This window comes from Streptomyces cavernae, from assembly GCF_004023625.1.
In the GTDB taxonomy this organism is placed as follows: Bacteria; Actinomycetota; Actinomycetes; order Streptomycetales; family Streptomycetaceae; genus Streptomyces; species Streptomyces cavernae.
In genome coordinates this window covers 30,816-44,307 of record NZ_RPDJ01000011.1, presented here as the reverse complement: position 1 = coordinate 44,307, position 13,492 = coordinate 30,816, and the positions used below count along the sequence as shown (strand labels likewise).

Below are 13,492 nucleotides of genomic sequence, written 5' to 3'. Positions count from 1 at the left end.
GTCGACCGGGTCCTCCGCGGAGGCCTCCCCCGCCGTCTCCGCGGACACCTCCGCCGAGCCGGCGGCGCTGCGGCACGCCGAGGAGGTCATGGGGACCGTCGTGTCCTTCGACATCCGCGGCGGCGACCCACAGGCCGTACGGAAGGCGCTGGACGAGGCCGTGGCCGGGCTGCACTACGTGGACGAAGTGTTCAGCACCTACCGCAAGGGCAGCCAGGTCTCCCGGCTCGCGCGCGGTGAACTCACCGTCGAGGAGTGCGATCCGGAGGTCGGGGAGGTGCTCAAGCTGTGCGCGGAGGCGGAGCGGTCGAGCGGCGGGTGGTTCAGCGCCCGGCCCTCCGGGGTGCTCGATCCGACCGGCATGGTCAAGGGCTGGTCGGTCGAGCGTGCCGCCCGGCACATCCTCTCCGCCGGGGTGAGCGGGGTGAGCGTGAACGGCGGGGGTGACGTGCAGTTGTACGGCACTCCCGGGCCGCGCCGGCCCTGGCGGATCGGTGTGGCCGACCCCTTGCGTCCGGGGGTGCTGGCCGCCGTCGTCTCGGCGGCGGGGACCGACGAACTGGCGGTGGCCACGTCCGGCAGCGCGGAGCGCGGGGCACACATCCTGGATCCCCGCACGCACCGGGCCGCCGCCACCGACCTGGTGTCCGTCACGGTGGTCGGTCCGCGGCTGACCTGGGCCGACGCCTGGGCTACCGCGGCTTTCGCGATGGGGTCGCGGGAGGGGTTGCGGTGGCTGGAGTCGCTCCCGGACACGGAGGCCCTGCTGATCGCGGCGGGCGGGGAGGTCCGCTGCACGGGGGGCTTGGCTGCGCGGCTGGGCTGAGGGCCGAACCAGGGGACTCACACCTCGGGCATCGCCCGTGCATCGCCCGGGCGTCCCAATGGCACGCCGGGCCGACGTTCCGTCCTGACCGGGCGCACACCCCCGGCCCACCGCCCATCACTCCGCCTGACGCCCGTTCCTCAATGCCGTCCTGAGGCCCGTGCCGAGGCCCGTTCGTCAGCTGTTCGTCGGGCCCGTTCGTCAGCCCTTTTCGTCAGGCCCGTTCGCAGCCCTCTGCGTCAGGCCTGTTCGTCAGGCCCGTTCCTCAGCAACGTTCCTCAACCGCGTTCCCAAGTGCCCTTTGCTCAGTGCCCGTTACTCGGAGCCCGGTGCTCAGAGCCTGTTACTCAGTGCCCGTTCTGGGCCAGGCGCAGCAGGTGGTCCGCCAGCGCCTGCCCGCCGGACGGATCGCGGCTGATCAGCAGGAGGGTGTCATCGCCGGCGATCGTGCCGAGGACGTCGTGGAGTTCCGCCTGGTCGATGGCCGAGGCGAGGAACTGGGCCGCACCGGGCGGGGTGCGCAGGACGACGAGGTTGGCCGAGGCCTCCGCGGAGATCAACAGCTCCGCGGAGAGCCGCCGCATCCGCTCCTCCTTCGCCGACCCTCCCAGCGGCGCACGCGGGGTGCGGAAACCGCCCTCGCTCGGCACCGCGTAGATGAGGTCGCCGTCGGTGTTGCGGATCTTCACCGCGTTCAGCTCGTCGAGGTCCCGGGAGAGTGTCGCCTGGGTGACGCTCAGTCCGTCGTCGGCGAGGAGCTTTGCCAACTGGCTCTGCGAGCGCACCGGTTGCCGGTTGAGGATGTCCACGATCCGGCGGTGGCGGGCGGTGCGGGTCTGCGGTACCGCGGGCCCGGCATGCTCGTTGTCCTGCGCCTGACTCATCGTCGTCTCACTCCGGATCATCGGTCCCCGTCGGCCGCGCCGGCCGCGTCCAGGACGCCGGGGAACGCCTGGAGAAAGGCGTCCACCTCGTCGTCGCCAAGGTTCAGCGGGGGCATCAGCCGTACGACATCGGGTGCGGGCGCGTTCACCAGGAAACCGGCGTCCTGAGCCGCCTGCTGCACCTTCGGCGCGAGCGGCTCCGTGAGCACGATACCCAGCAGGAGGCCCGCGCCCCGGACATGGTCGATCAACGGATGGCGGGAACCTCCGGCGCCCTCGATCCCGTCGCGCAGCTTCTCGCTCTGCCGCTTGACGTTCTCCAGCAGGCCCTCGGCCTGGATGGTCTCCAGGACGGCGAGTCCGGCGGCACAGGCGACGGGGTTGCCGCCGAACGTGGTGCCGTGGTGGCCCGGCTGGAGCAGTTCGGCGGCCCGGCCGAAGGCGACGGTCGCGCCCAGCGGCAGCCCGCCGCCGAGGCCCTTGGCGAGCGTGACGACGTCCGGCAGCACCCCTTCGTGGGCCTGGTACTCGAACCAGTGCCCGGTGCGGCCGACGCCGGTCTGCACCTCGTCGAGGACGAGCAGCGAACCCGTCGCGGCCGTGATGGCGCGGGCCGCCTTCAGATAGCCGGGAGGCGGAACGACCACGCCGTTCTCCCCCTGGATCGGCTCGATGACGACGATGGCCGTGTCCTCGGTGACCGCGGCGGCGAGTGCCTGCGCGTCGCCGTACGGGACGTGGGTGACGTCGCCGGGCAGCGGCAGGAACGGCTCCTGCTTTCCGGGCTGGCCGGTGAGTGCGAGGGCGCCCATGGTGCGGCCGTGGAATCCGCCCTCGGTGGCGACCATCCGCTGACGGCCCGTCAAGCGGCCGATCTTGAAGGCGCCTTCGTTCGCCTCGGCACCGGAGTTGCAGAAGTAGACCTTGCCCTGGCGGCCGAAGAGCTGCAGCAGCCGTTCGGCGAGCGCGACGGGCGGCTCGGCGATGAAGAGGTTCGAGACATGACCGAGGGAGGCGATCTGCGTGCTGACGGCCTCGACGATCGCGGGGTGGGCGTGGCCGAGGGCGTTGACCGCGATACCACCGACGAAGTCGAGGTACTCCTTGTCGTCGGCGTCCCACAGCCTGGCGCCTTGGCCTCGCACGAGCGGGATCCGCGGGGTGCCGTAGTTGTTCATGAGCACGCCCTGCCACCGCTGGGTGAGCTCCTGATTGCCGGTCATTCCTCGGCCCCCTCGTCGTCTTGCTCGTCCGGCACGACCATCGTGCCGATGCCTTCGTCCGTGAAGATCTCCAGCAGGATGGAGTGCTGGACCCGGCCGTCGATGACGCGGGCGGTGTTGACGCCGCCCCGTACGGCGTGCAGACAGCCCTCCATCTTGGGCACCATGCCGCTGGACAACTCCGGCAGCAGCTTCTCCAGTTGGGAGGCGGTGAGGCGGCTGATCACCTCGTCGCTGTTGGGCCAGTCCTCGTAGAGGCCCTCGACGTCCGTGAGGACCATGAGGGTTTCGGCGCCCAGTGCCGCGGCGAGTGCCGCAGCCGCCGTATCGGCATTGACGTTGTAGACATGTCCGTCGTCCTGGCTGCGGGCGATCGACGAGACGACCGGGATGCGGCCGTCGGCGAGCAGCGCCTCGATCGCGCCCGTGTCGATCTGGGTGATCTCGCCCACCCGCCCGATGTCGACCGACTCGCCGTCGATCCGGGGCTGGTGCTTGGTGGCGGTGATGGTGTGCGCGTCCTCGCCGGTGAGTCCGACGGCGAGCGGTCCGTGCTGGTTGAGCAGTCCGACCAGCTCGCGCTGCACCTGTCCGGCGAGCACCATGCGCACGACGTCCATGGCGTCCTCGGTGGTGACCCTGAGGCCCGCCTTGAACTCGCTGACGATGCCGTGCCGGTCGAGGGCGGCGCTGATCTGCGGGCCGCCGCCGTGCACGACGACGGGCTTGAGTCCGGCGTGGTGCAGGAACACCACGTCCTGGGCGAAGGCGGCCTTCAGCTCCTCGTCGATCATGGCGTTGCCGCCGAACTTGATGACGACCGTCTTGCCGTTGTGCCGGACCAGCCAGGGCAGCGCCTCGATGAGGATCTGGGCCTTGGGGAGGGCGGTGTGCTTACGGGTGGAAGACTTTCGCTCTTCTGAGTGATTGACCGTCATAGCCGACTTTCGGAAAGATCTCGGATCAGCCGCCGGGCGGGCGGTGTTGGCCTGCGGAGGCGGCGTAAGACTCATCCCGGACACGTCCGGGATGAGCGGCCGCCTGTGAAACAGGAACCCTCGTCGGCGACGACGAGGACCCGCGACAACCAAGCGGGCACGTCAAGATGAGTACGCGCTGTTCTCGTGGACGTAGTCGGCCGTCAAGTCGTTGGTCCAGATCACCGCGGATTCGCCACCTGCCGCGAGGTCCGCCACGATGTGGACCTCGCGGTAGCGCATGTCGACCTTGTCCCGGTCCTCGCCGACGCCGCCGTTCTTGCACACCCAGATGCCGTTGATGGCGACGTTCAGCCGGTCCGGCTCGAAGGCTGCGTTCGTCGTGCCGATCGCGGAGAGCACGCGGCCCCAGTTGGGGTCCTCACCGTGGATGGCGCACTTGAGGAGGTTGTTCCGGGCGATGGACCGGCCGACCTCGACGGCGTCGTCCTCGGTCGCGGCGCCCACCACCTCGACCTTGATGTCCTTGCTCGCGCCCTCGGCGTCCCGGATGAGCTGCTGGCCCAGGTCGTCACAGACGGCGCGTACGGCTTCGGCGAACTCCTCGTATTCCGGAGTGACTTCAGCGGCCCCGGAGGCGAGCAGCAGCACGGTGTCGTTGGTCGACATACAGCCGTCGGAGTCGACCCGGTCGAAGGTGGTGCGGGTGGCGGCGCGGAGCGCCCGGTCAAGGGTCTCGCTGTCGACGTCGGCGTCGGTGGTGAGGACGACGAGCATGGTGGCGAGGCCGGGGGCGAGCATGCCCGCGCCCTTGGCCATGCCGCCGACGGTCCAGCCGTCTCCCTGGTGCACGGACGTCTTGTGTACGGTGTCGGTGGTCTTGATGGCGATGGCGGCCTTCTCGCCGCCGTGCTCGGAGAGTTGACCGGCGGCCGTCTCGACTCCCGGGAGCAGCTTGTCCATCGGGAGCAGCACGCCGATGAGTCCCGTCGAGGCGACGGCGACCTCGGCGGCGTTCAGACCGAGGGTGTCGGCGACCTTCTCCGCGGTGGCGTGGGTGTCCTGGAAACCCTTGGGGCCGGTACAGGCGTTGGCGCCGCCGGAGTTGAGTATCACGGCGGACACCTGTCCGCCCTTGAGGACCTGTTCGGACCACAGCACGGGGGCGGCCTTCACACGGTTGGAGGTGAAGACACCCGCGGCGGCGAGGCGCGGACCGTTGTTGACCACGAGAGCCAGGTCGGGGTTGCCGTTCTCCTTGATGCCTGCGGCGATACCCGAGGCCGTGAACCCCTTGGCAGCGGTGACACTCACTGCGTCTCCTTGTTGGCTTCTCCGCACGTGCGGCGCGGCGGTGCGGCTTTCGTGGCCGGCTGCAGCCCGGTGGCTGCGCGTGCGTCAGTCACGGTGCGACTCCGATCGTGGAAAGGCCCGTCTCCTCGGGGAGGCCCAGGGCGATGTTCATGCTCTGGACCGCTCCGCCCGCGGTGCCCTTGGTGAGGTTGTCGATGGCGCTGATCGCGATGATCCGGTCCGCGGCCGCGTCGAACGCGACCTGTACCTGAACGGCGTTGGAACCCTGGACGGAGGCCGTGGCGGGCCACTGGTCCTCGGGGAGGAGGTGGACGAACGGTTCGTCGGCGAAGACCTTTTCGTACGCGGCGCGCACGGACTCGGCGGTGACGCCGTCCCTGGCCTTGGCGCTGCACGTGGCGAGGATGCCCCGGGGCATGGGCGCGAGGGTGGGTGTGAAGGAGACGGTGACCGGTTCACCGGCGACGGCGCCGAGATTCTGGCTCATCTCCGGGGTGTGCCGGTGGCCGCCGCCGACGCCGTACGGGGACATGGAGCCCATGACCTCGCTGCCGAGCAGATGCGGCTTGGGCGCCTTGCCCGCGCCTGAGGTGCCGGAGGCGGCGACGATCACGGCCTCGGGCTCGGCGAGCCCCGCGGCGTACGCCGGGAAGAGCGCGAGTGAGGCGGCCGTCGGATAGCAACCGGGCACCGCGATGCGCTTGGACCCCTCCAGCGCAGCGCGGCAACCCGGCAGTTCGGGAAGGCCGTAGGGCCAGGTCCCGGCGTGCGCGGAACCGTAGAAGCGCTCCCAGTCGGCGGCGTTCCGCAGCCGGAAGTCGGCGCCCATGTCGACGACCAGCACTTCGGGCCCGAGCCGCTCGGCGACGGCGGCGGACTGTCCGTGGGGCAGCGCCAGGAAGACGACGTCGTGTCCGGCGAGCGCCTCGGGGGTAGTCTCCGCGAGGACACGGTCGGCGAGTGGGAGGAGATGCGGCTGCAGTGTGCCCAGCCGCTGTCCCGCGTTGGAGTTCCCGGTCAGCGTGCCGATCTCGATCCCGGGGTGCACGAGGAGCAGACGCAGCAGCTCGCCGCCCGCGTACCCGCTCGCTCCGGCCACTGCCGCACGTACCGCCATGACATCCTCCTCCTGATGGCATGACTATACGTTTCGCTGCACTTTTATGCAATCCCCGGTCCGGTCCGCCGCCCGGGGTGCTGTGACGACGATCGACAGCCGGTCCCTCCGATCCCTTGTTGGCCCCGCCTCCGTCCACATACGCGATCGCCGGGCCCGTACGGTCCCGACTCTCGCCGCGCGAGAGGTGGACACGTTCATGGACGACGAGGGCCCAATTACCGAGAGCCTCACGGCGGCATTGATTGTCGATGAGTACCGCCCCCGAGACATGGCAGGAACTGACCAGCCCACTACAGCCTTCTCCTGGGAAACAGCCCATCCTCGACGATCGCAAGCGACAGGGACGCATCCGCGCCTGCCCGGGTCTATGCCACCCGCGGCGATCACATGTTCGCACCGCCGCCCATCGAAGCCGCCCAGCCCCACCACATCCAGAATTCGGGGGAGCCCCCCGCCGCATGTCTGCGTGATCAATGTCGAGGAGAATTCCTGCGAGAGCTGCGCTTCGGGCGGAGCCGCGCGCTCGAGACCGCCAAGTCCTACGCTGGGTGGGAACGACGCCGCCTCGGCCCGCCGGCATCGGTCAGTGGAGTGCCACCGAGACCCTCTTGACTCCCCGCCGCGCAACTGCCATCGTCTATTCCATATTATGGAATACCATTCCACTATGTGGCACGCGGTTTCTCGGGGTGACCCCGCCGAAGTGAGCCGGGGTCCCGAAAGTCGGACAGATGCGAGTAGGCAGCCTCCCCAGCGCCGACCCGGCCGGGCCGGAACGACCGCAGACTGTTCCCTCGCGGCACAGCAGGGGTCGGGCCGGTGTCGCCGCCGCGCCGCCTCAGGGTATGCGGCACCCCCGCTTGTCGTGGGGGTTGGCAGGCTCGACCGATTCGCCAAGGAGACGGTCCACCGTGGACGCCATCGATGAAAAGATCATCGCCGAGCTGACCCGCAACGCCCGCATCTCGCAGTCCGAACTGGCCGGCAAAGTGCTGCTGTCCCGCAATGCGGTGCGCCAGCGCATCGAACGGCTGGAACGCCAGGGCCACATCGCCGGCTACACCATCGTCCGCGCCGGCGACGCCACCGGCGATGTCGTCTCGGCGCTCGTACTCGTCTACCGCCAGGACCGCATGCGTGGCGGCGACGTCCTGGCCGCGCTCAAGCGCATTCCGGAGGTCGTCATCTGCGAGATTCTCAGTGGCGACTTCGACATCATGGTGCGCCTGGAGGCGGCCTCACTGGAACGCATACGGGGCATCTGGGAGGACATCGCCAAGATGCCCGGCGTACGGGACACGGTCACGGCGCTCACCCTGTCCAGCGTGGTCAACCGCCCGCGAGGAGAGCGGCGTTCGGTGACTTTGGGGTGAGCAGCGCGGTGGCCTGCTCCCGGCCGAGCAGCCCGACCTGGACCGCGAGGTCCACCACGACCGTCCCGTCACAAAGGCCTCTTCGGTGCTCCCGCGCAACCCATCGCCCATGGTCCGAACCGCTCCGGCAGGTCGCGCCACTGCCCAGAGAGTCGCGCTCGGCGCGGAAGGCGGTCAATGCACCACGTCGCTGATGTGGTTGACGCAGACGACCTTGGGCTGGGTCATCTCCTCGAAGGCGAAGCGCACGCCTTCGCGGCCCATGCTGCCGTACTTGAATCCGCCGAAGGGCATGGCGTCGAAGCGGTAGTCGGACGAGTCGTTGATCATGACTCCGCCGGCTTCCAGCAGCCGGGCCGCGGTCAGGGCGCGGTCCAGGCGGGAGGTGAAGATGCCGGCGTGGAGGCTGTAGTCGATGGCGTTGGCCTGCTCGATGGCGTCCTCGAAGGAGGTGAACGGCTGCAGCACGACGACCGGGGCGAACACCTCCTCCTGCCAGATCGAGCAGGTCGCCGGGACGTCTTCGAGGACGGCCGGCGCGTACAGGGAGCCGTTGACGGTGTTGCCGCACAGCAGCACCGCGCCCTCGGCCACCGCCGTATCGACCTTGGCCCGGGTGGCGGCCGCGGCCTGCTGGGTGATCATGGGGCCGACGTCGGTGCGCTCGTCGAGCGGGTCACCGACGCGCAGCAGCTCGGTGCGGGCGACGAAGGCGTCGCGGAAGCGCTCGTAGACCTCGGCCGCGATGAGGATGCGCTGGGTGCCGATGCAGTTCTGGCCGGCGGCCCAGAACGCGCCGGAGACACAGGAGGCGACGGCCTCGTCGAGGTCGGCGTCGTCCATGACGATGACGGGGGCGTTGCCGCCCAGGTCCATGGCGAGCTTTTTCAGGCCGGCTGTGCGGGAGATGGCCTCGCCGGTGGCGAATCCGCCGGTGAAGGACACCATGCGCACGTCGGGGGCGGCCACGATCGCGGCGGCGATGTCGGCATTGCCGTTGACGACGGTGACGATCTCCTCGGGCAGGCCGGCCTCGATGAGGGTGTCGACCAGGCGCAGGGCGGACAGCGGTGTCAGGGCGGACGGTTTGAGGATGACCGCGTTGCCACCGGCGATGGCCGGGCCGAGCTTGTGGGCGACCAGGTTGAGGGGGTCGTTGAACGGGGTGATGGCGGCGATGATGCCCAGCGGTTCGCGGGTGAACCAGCCCTGCCGTTTCTCCGAGCCCTCGTAGGAGTCGAAGGGGATGACCTCGCCGGCGTTGCGCCGTGCCTCGGCTCCGGACAGGGACAGGGTGTTGACCGCGCGGGCGACTTCCTTGCGGGCCTGGGTGATGGTCTTGCCGGCCTCGCTGACGATCAGCTGGGCGAAGGACTCGGCGCGCCGCTGGACCAGGCGGGCGGCGCGTTCCAGGACCGCGGCCCGGGAGGCGCGGGAGAGCGCGGCGGCGGTGCGGCGCCCGCATCCGGCCTGCTGCAGGATGCCGCCGATGGCGCCCGCGTCGGCGGTGGGCACCGAGGCGATGACCTCGCCGGTGTAGGGGTTGTGCACGGGCGTGGTGTCGGCGCCGAGTTCGATGCCGGGGGGCACGGCGGTGTCAGACACGGTGGGTCTCCTTCAGAACGGTGCGCGTGAGGGTGGTGTCGTCGTCCGCGTGGCGCTGGTGGATGGCGATGATGTCCGACAGCAGGGCGTAGGCGGTCTCGGTGCGGCCGGCGCCGGGCCCGCAGACCGTGACGGTGCCGAGGAGGTCGGTGTGGAAGGCGACCGCGTTGAGCGGCCCGGAGATCCCGGCGAGCGGGTGGTGTGCGGGCAGGGCGAGGGGGGCGACGCGGGCGTCGACGCTGCCGTCCTCGTGGCGGGTGGCGGAGCCGACCAGCTTCCAGCGCAGCCCCTTCGAGGCGGCGTCCCGAACCTCGTGCGGGGTGAGCGAGGAGATTCCCTCGCAGAAGACGTCCTCGCGGCGCAGGTCGGCGCCGAGGACCTCGTTGGCCAGGATCATGACCTTGAGCTGGACGTCGTGACCCTCGATGTCCGCGGTGGGATCGGCTTCGGCGTACCCGAGTTCCTGGGCTTCCGTGATCGCCGCCGGCAGATCGATGCCCTCTTCGAGGCGGCCTAGGACGTAGTTGGAGGTGCCGTTCATGATGCCCTGGACGCCGGTGATCTCCAGGCCGCCGAACATGCGCTCGGCGGTGCGCAGGATGGGGGTGCCGCTGAGGACCGAGCCCTCGAATTCGAAGCTGACACCACGCTCGGCGGCCAGCCGCTTCAGCGCCCGGGCGGCGAGGGCGACCGGCCCCTTGTTGGTGGTGCACACGTGCTTGCCCGATTCCAGGGCCCAGCGCACATGGGAGAGGGCGGGCTCACCGTCGGCGGGGTTGGTGAACGTCGCCTCCACGACGATGTCGGCCGGGACCTCGCGGATCACCCACTCGTTGCGCGGATCGGCGCTGCCGCCGGCGAGACCCGCGAAGCTCAGCCGGCCGGGCTCGGCGGCCAGCAGCGGCGCCAGATCGATGCCGTCGGTGTCCACCAGGGAACCGGCCCGCAGATCGGTGATCGCCACCACCCGCAGGGCGAAGCCCAGCTCCTTGGCCAGGCGGTCCCCGCTCTGGGATATGAGTTCGGCGAGCGCGCGGTTGACACCGCCGAATCCGATGAGGGCGAGATCGTATCGACCCATGAGAACGCTCCTTCACAGTCCGCCACCTTCACGTGCGGCTGCTCAGAGCCTCGCTTCTCCGCCTGTCACCTGCTCCATGCCGCAACGACCACCCGGCATGCCGATCTGCACCGTTGTCATGACGATTCGCCCATCCCACGTCCGGCGATACGATCGCGGCAGAAAGGACCCCTAAGTCCCCCTAAGTCCGGTATTTACTGCGGCAGCAACCAGACGGGACGTCAAGCAACGTCGGTCCGACAGCCCAGCGGTCACACCGGTTCGGAATCGACTTCGAGCTGGCTTGTCTTGGCCCGCAGCCATGCCGTGAGCCGGCGGACGGGTCCGTCTTGCTCGGGTGATTGACGGCTGAGGAGGTGGTAGCTGGTGCCGTCGGGGACGAAACCGAAGGGTGCGACGAGTTGCCCTCGCTCCAGGTCGTCGCGGGCGACGGCATACGGGGCGATCGCGACCCCGACGCCGGCCGCGGCAGCCTGGAGGGTCAGGTAGAAGTGCTCCAGGGTCTGCTGGGGGGTGGGCTCTGCTTCCATGCCGGTGATACGTCGCCAGTCGTCCCATGCCTGCGGTCGTGTGTCGGTGTGCAGAAGGACTACCTGCGACACACCGGCGGCGCCGGTCAGGCGGGTCGCGAGATCGGGCCGGCAGACGGGTCCGATCCGCTCAGCGAACAAGCGGGTCCGGCTCGCCTCTTCAGGGAACGGGAAGTCGTCTCGGCGGATCGCGAGGTAGATGTCGTCCCGCTCGAAGAAGACAGGGCCGCCGCCTGCGGACAAGCAGGAGCCCCCGGGAACCCGCAAGGAAGGCGGCGCGGAGCGCCCCGCGCGTACGGGAGCGGTCACCGCTTTGCCATCCGGGATGAAGCGGCATCCGCAGGTGCACGAGGACCGGCAAGGTCACGGGCGGGGTGAAGGTTGAGTCACGCGGCCATCCGCAGCCGCCTCACCGCCTCGTTCTCGGGCGGCTCCATGTCCAGGTCCACGTCCCGAAGCGCCCGGTCTTGCCGATGATGTACGGGTTTGACGATGACAGGGTCCACCTCCCGCCCTCCGTCGATGGGGCCGTTGGCCACCTTCAGCCCGGCAGCCTCTTGACTCCCCTTCCGGACAATGCCAGCCTCTGTGCCAGAATCCAGCACATCATTCCACAATGTGGCATAGAGCCGTAATTCCGAGATGCAACGGTTCCGATGCGGTTCTTCCACAGCCGCGGACCCCGTCCAAACCTTCCGGAATCGAACAGCTCACGTCGGAGGCCAGTAAGCGCCCCCGCGGTACGAAAGGAAAGTCCTGTGTCAGCTGCGAGGAAGCGTGTCGCCGTCGTCGGTGTCGGAACGATGGGCAGCCAGGCCGCCTGGCGGCTGGCCACCCGGGGTGCCGAGGTCGTCGGATACGACAGGTTCGCGCCCGGTCACGACCGCAGTGCCGCAGGCGGTGAGACCCGGGTCTTCCGCAGCGTGCAGACGCACGACAGCCGCTATGTGCCGCTCGTCCGGCACGCCGACGCCCTCTGGAAGCAGTTGCAGGCGGAGACCGGGCGGGAACTGCGCCGCCTGACCGGAGCCCTGGTCATGGGGCCGGCCGACGACCCCGAGATACGTACCGTCATGGACGGCATCGCCGAGCACGGCCTCGACCACGAGGTGATCGACACCGAGGCGATGGCGAAGCGTTTCCCGCAGTTCCGCGTCGACGACGGCGACCTGGTGGTCCTCGACTCCAACGCGGGCTTCATCCGCCCCGAGCTGACGGTCCAGACCGCGGCCCGGCGCGCCGAGGAGCTGGGGGCCCGGATCCGCCGCTACACCCCGGTGCGGGAAGTCACTCCCCTCGCCGGGGGAGGCGTGAAGATCCGCACCGACACCGACACCGAGCGCTTCGACGCCGCGGTCGTCACGCCGGGCCCCTGGGCGGGCGACCTGTTGCCCGACCTGCCGTGGGAAGTGAGCGTCTACCGCGCGATCAGCGCCTGGTTCCTGCCCCACGAGGACCACCCGGCAGACGCGGAGCGTCCCGCCTTCATCCGCTGCGGCGACACTCCCTTCTACGGCATCCCGTCCCCGGACGGCCTGGCCGTCAAGCTGGGCCTGCCCCAGCCCCACCACAAGCCCGTGGACGATCCGAACCGGCTGAACCGGACCGTCGCACCGGAGGAACTGGCGGCCTTCACCACGGCGGTGCGACGCCACCTGCCCGGCCTGAACCCCGACCCGGTGCGCCTGTCCGTCTTCATGGAGGGCTACACCGACAGCACCCGCCCGCTGGTCGGCCCCCTGCCGGGCTGCGACGACATCGTCCTGCTGGCCGGCTTCTCCGGCCAGGGCTTCAAGATCTCGCCCGCCATGGGCGACATCGCCGCGGACCTCGCCCTGGAAGGCCGCACCTCCCAGCAGACCGGCTTCATCACCACAAACGGCCGTACCGCGGCCTGAGCTCGAATGACCATCGGCGCGCTGCGGGCCGAGCCCGGCCGGAAGACCCGCGGGAGCCTGCCCGCCGACCTCGGCACCACGACAGTGGAGGTGCCCCTGATCCTCGTCAACGGCTCCCGGCCGGGCCCCAGGGTGGTGATCACCGGTGGTGTCCACGGCGGTGAGGTCATCGGCGTCGACGCCGCCACCCGCCTGGCCGGGCTGCTGGAACCGGACGATGTCGCCGGCCAGGTGGTGATCTGTCCCGTGGCCAATCCGCCGGCCGTTTACGGGGGCAGACTCAACATCTCCCCGCTGGACGGCGTGAACATCAACCGCGTCTTCCCCGGCGACAGGACGGCGGCCCCACCGACCGGATGGCGGCCTGGGCTGTTCGAGCACCTGATCGACGGTGCCGACGCCTATGTGCCTCGACCTTCGTCGCCGACAACGCCGCGAACCGCCGCCCGCTCGCAGCAGGTCCAGGACCTGTGGGTCACCTTCGCCCAGCGGCGGCCAACCCACCACAGGCACCACCACCTGGCCGGCCTACGACACACGCGACCGCTCCACCCTCAGCCTCGACACCGACCTCCGCGCCGAGAACGACCCCTACCCGCTGAGCCGCAAAGCATGGCGGGCCGCCACGTGCCTGGGACAACCTAACGAGCCCGCACCCGTACCGCCCCCGACCCCGCGTAGAACTCCGCGCTGTGCGGCG

Annotated in this window: 12 protein-coding genes; 4 read left to right on the top strand and 8 right to left on the bottom strand. The window is 69.9% G+C overall.

Annotated elements, in window-relative coordinates; translation table 11 throughout:
- Positions 1 to 88 precede the first annotated feature (88 nt).
- Positions 89 to 826 (top strand): FAD:protein FMN transferase, encoded by a 738-nt coding sequence (locus tag EF387_RS22065; protein ID WP_128378572.1) that lies wholly within the window; start codon positions 89 to 91, stop codon positions 824 to 826.
- A 347-nt stretch (positions 827 to 1,173) separates the two neighbouring features.
- Here EF387_RS22065 and EF387_RS22060 read toward each other — a convergent pair whose 3' ends face one another.
- The 5 genes from EF387_RS22060 to argC all read right to left on the bottom strand — a co-directional run bounded on the left by EF387_RS22060 (position 1,174) and on the right by argC (position 6,302).
- On the bottom strand, positions 1,174 to 1,710 hold the full coding sequence (locus tag EF387_RS22060) for an arginine repressor (RefSeq protein ID WP_128378331.1): 537 nt from the start codon (positions 1,708 to 1,710) through the stop codon (positions 1,174 to 1,176).
- A gap of 17 nt (positions 1,711 to 1,727) precedes the next feature.
- The gene (locus tag EF387_RS22055; RefSeq protein WP_128378330.1) at positions 1,728 to 2,933 is read right to left on the bottom strand and encodes an acetylornithine transaminase; all 1,206 of its coding nucleotides are present in this window, start codon (positions 2,931 to 2,933) and stop codon (positions 1,728 to 1,730) included.
- On the bottom strand, positions 2,930 to 3,871 hold the full coding sequence (argB, locus tag EF387_RS22050; RefSeq protein ID WP_128378329.1) for an acetylglutamate kinase: 942 nt from the start codon (positions 3,869 to 3,871) through the stop codon (positions 2,930 to 2,932). Before argB ends, EF387_RS22055 begins: the two co-directional genes overlap by 4 nt.
- A 162-nt stretch (positions 3,872 to 4,033) precedes the next feature.
- Positions 4,034 to 5,185, bottom strand: coding sequence for a bifunctional glutamate N-acetyltransferase/amino-acid acetyltransferase ArgJ (argJ, locus tag EF387_RS22045; protein ID WP_128378328.1), 1,152 nt, complete (start codon positions 5,183 to 5,185; stop codon positions 4,034 to 4,036).
- Between the two features lie 88 nt (positions 5,186 to 5,273).
- Positions 5,274 to 6,302 (bottom strand): N-acetyl-gamma-glutamyl-phosphate reductase, encoded by a 1,029-nt coding sequence (gene argC, locus EF387_RS22040; RefSeq protein ID WP_128378327.1) that lies wholly within the window; start codon positions 6,300 to 6,302, stop codon positions 5,274 to 5,276.
- A gap of 914 nt (positions 6,303 to 7,216) precedes the next feature.
- Here argC and EF387_RS22035 point away from each other — a divergent pair.
- Complete coding sequence (locus EF387_RS22035; protein WP_238431634.1) at positions 7,217 to 7,678, top strand: Lrp/AsnC family transcriptional regulator; 462 nt, start codon at positions 7,217 to 7,219, stop codon at positions 7,676 to 7,678.
- A gap of 174 nt (positions 7,679 to 7,852) precedes the next feature.
- On the opposite strand, the gene EF387_RS22030 is transcribed toward EF387_RS22035, so the two are convergent.
- The 3 genes from EF387_RS22030 to EF387_RS22020 form a co-directional block, all read right to left on the bottom strand.
- Complete coding sequence (locus tag EF387_RS22030) at positions 7,853 to 9,283, bottom strand: aldehyde dehydrogenase family protein (RefSeq protein WP_202918344.1); 1,431 nt, start codon at positions 9,281 to 9,283, stop codon at positions 7,853 to 7,855.
- Positions 9,276 to 10,364: a homoserine dehydrogenase gene (locus tag EF387_RS22025; protein ID WP_128378325.1), complete on the bottom strand. Its 1,089-nt coding sequence runs from the start codon at positions 10,362 to 10,364 to the stop codon at positions 9,276 to 9,278. Before EF387_RS22025 ends, EF387_RS22030 begins: the two co-directional genes overlap by 8 nt.
- Positions 10,365 to 10,615: 251 nt before the next feature.
- Complete coding sequence (locus EF387_RS22020) at positions 10,616 to 11,137, bottom strand: LysR substrate-binding domain-containing protein (RefSeq protein ID WP_162467186.1); 522 nt, start codon at positions 11,135 to 11,137, stop codon at positions 10,616 to 10,618.
- A 515-nt stretch (positions 11,138 to 11,652) separates the two neighbouring features.
- Here EF387_RS22020 and solA point away from each other — a divergent pair.
- Both solA and EF387_RS22010 read left to right on the top strand, forming a co-directional pair.
- Complete coding sequence (gene solA, locus EF387_RS22015) at positions 11,653 to 12,792, top strand: N-methyl-L-tryptophan oxidase (RefSeq protein WP_128378323.1); 1,140 nt, start codon at positions 11,653 to 11,655, stop codon at positions 12,790 to 12,792.
- Positions 12,793 to 12,798: 6 nt separating this feature from the next.
- A complete protein-coding gene (locus EF387_RS22010) occupies positions 12,799 to 13,437 on the top strand; it encodes a M14 family metallopeptidase (protein ID WP_238431633.1) in 639 nt (212 codons plus the stop codon).
- Positions 13,438 to 13,492 lie beyond the last annotated feature (55 nt).

Bases quoted from the DNA above. Each gene is read 5' to 3' on its own strand.
- EF387_RS22065 (WP_128378572.1), top strand. From the start codon at position 89: ATGGGGACCGTCGTGTCCTTCGACATCCGCGGCGGCGACCCACAGGCC.
- argB (WP_128378329.1), bottom strand. From the start codon at position 3,871: ATGACGGTCAATCACTCAGAAGAGCGAAAGTCTTCCACCCGTAAGCAC.
- EF387_RS22025 (WP_128378325.1), bottom strand. From the start codon at position 10,364: ATGGGTCGATACGATCTCGCCCTCATCGGATTCGGCGGTGTCAACCGC.
- argC (WP_128378327.1), bottom strand. From the start codon at position 6,302: ATGGCGGTACGTGCGGCAGTGGCCGGAGCGAGCGGGTACGCGGGCGGC.
- EF387_RS22010 (WP_238431633.1), top strand. From the start codon at position 12,799: ATGACCATCGGCGCGCTGCGGGCCGAGCCCGGCCGGAAGACCCGCGGG.
- EF387_RS22055 (WP_128378330.1), bottom strand. From the start codon at position 2,933: ATGACCGGCAATCAGGAGCTCACCCAGCGGTGGCAGGGCGTGCTCATG.
- EF387_RS22060 (WP_128378331.1), bottom strand. From the start codon at position 1,710: ATGAGTCAGGCGCAGGACAACGAGCATGCCGGGCCCGCGGTACCGCAG.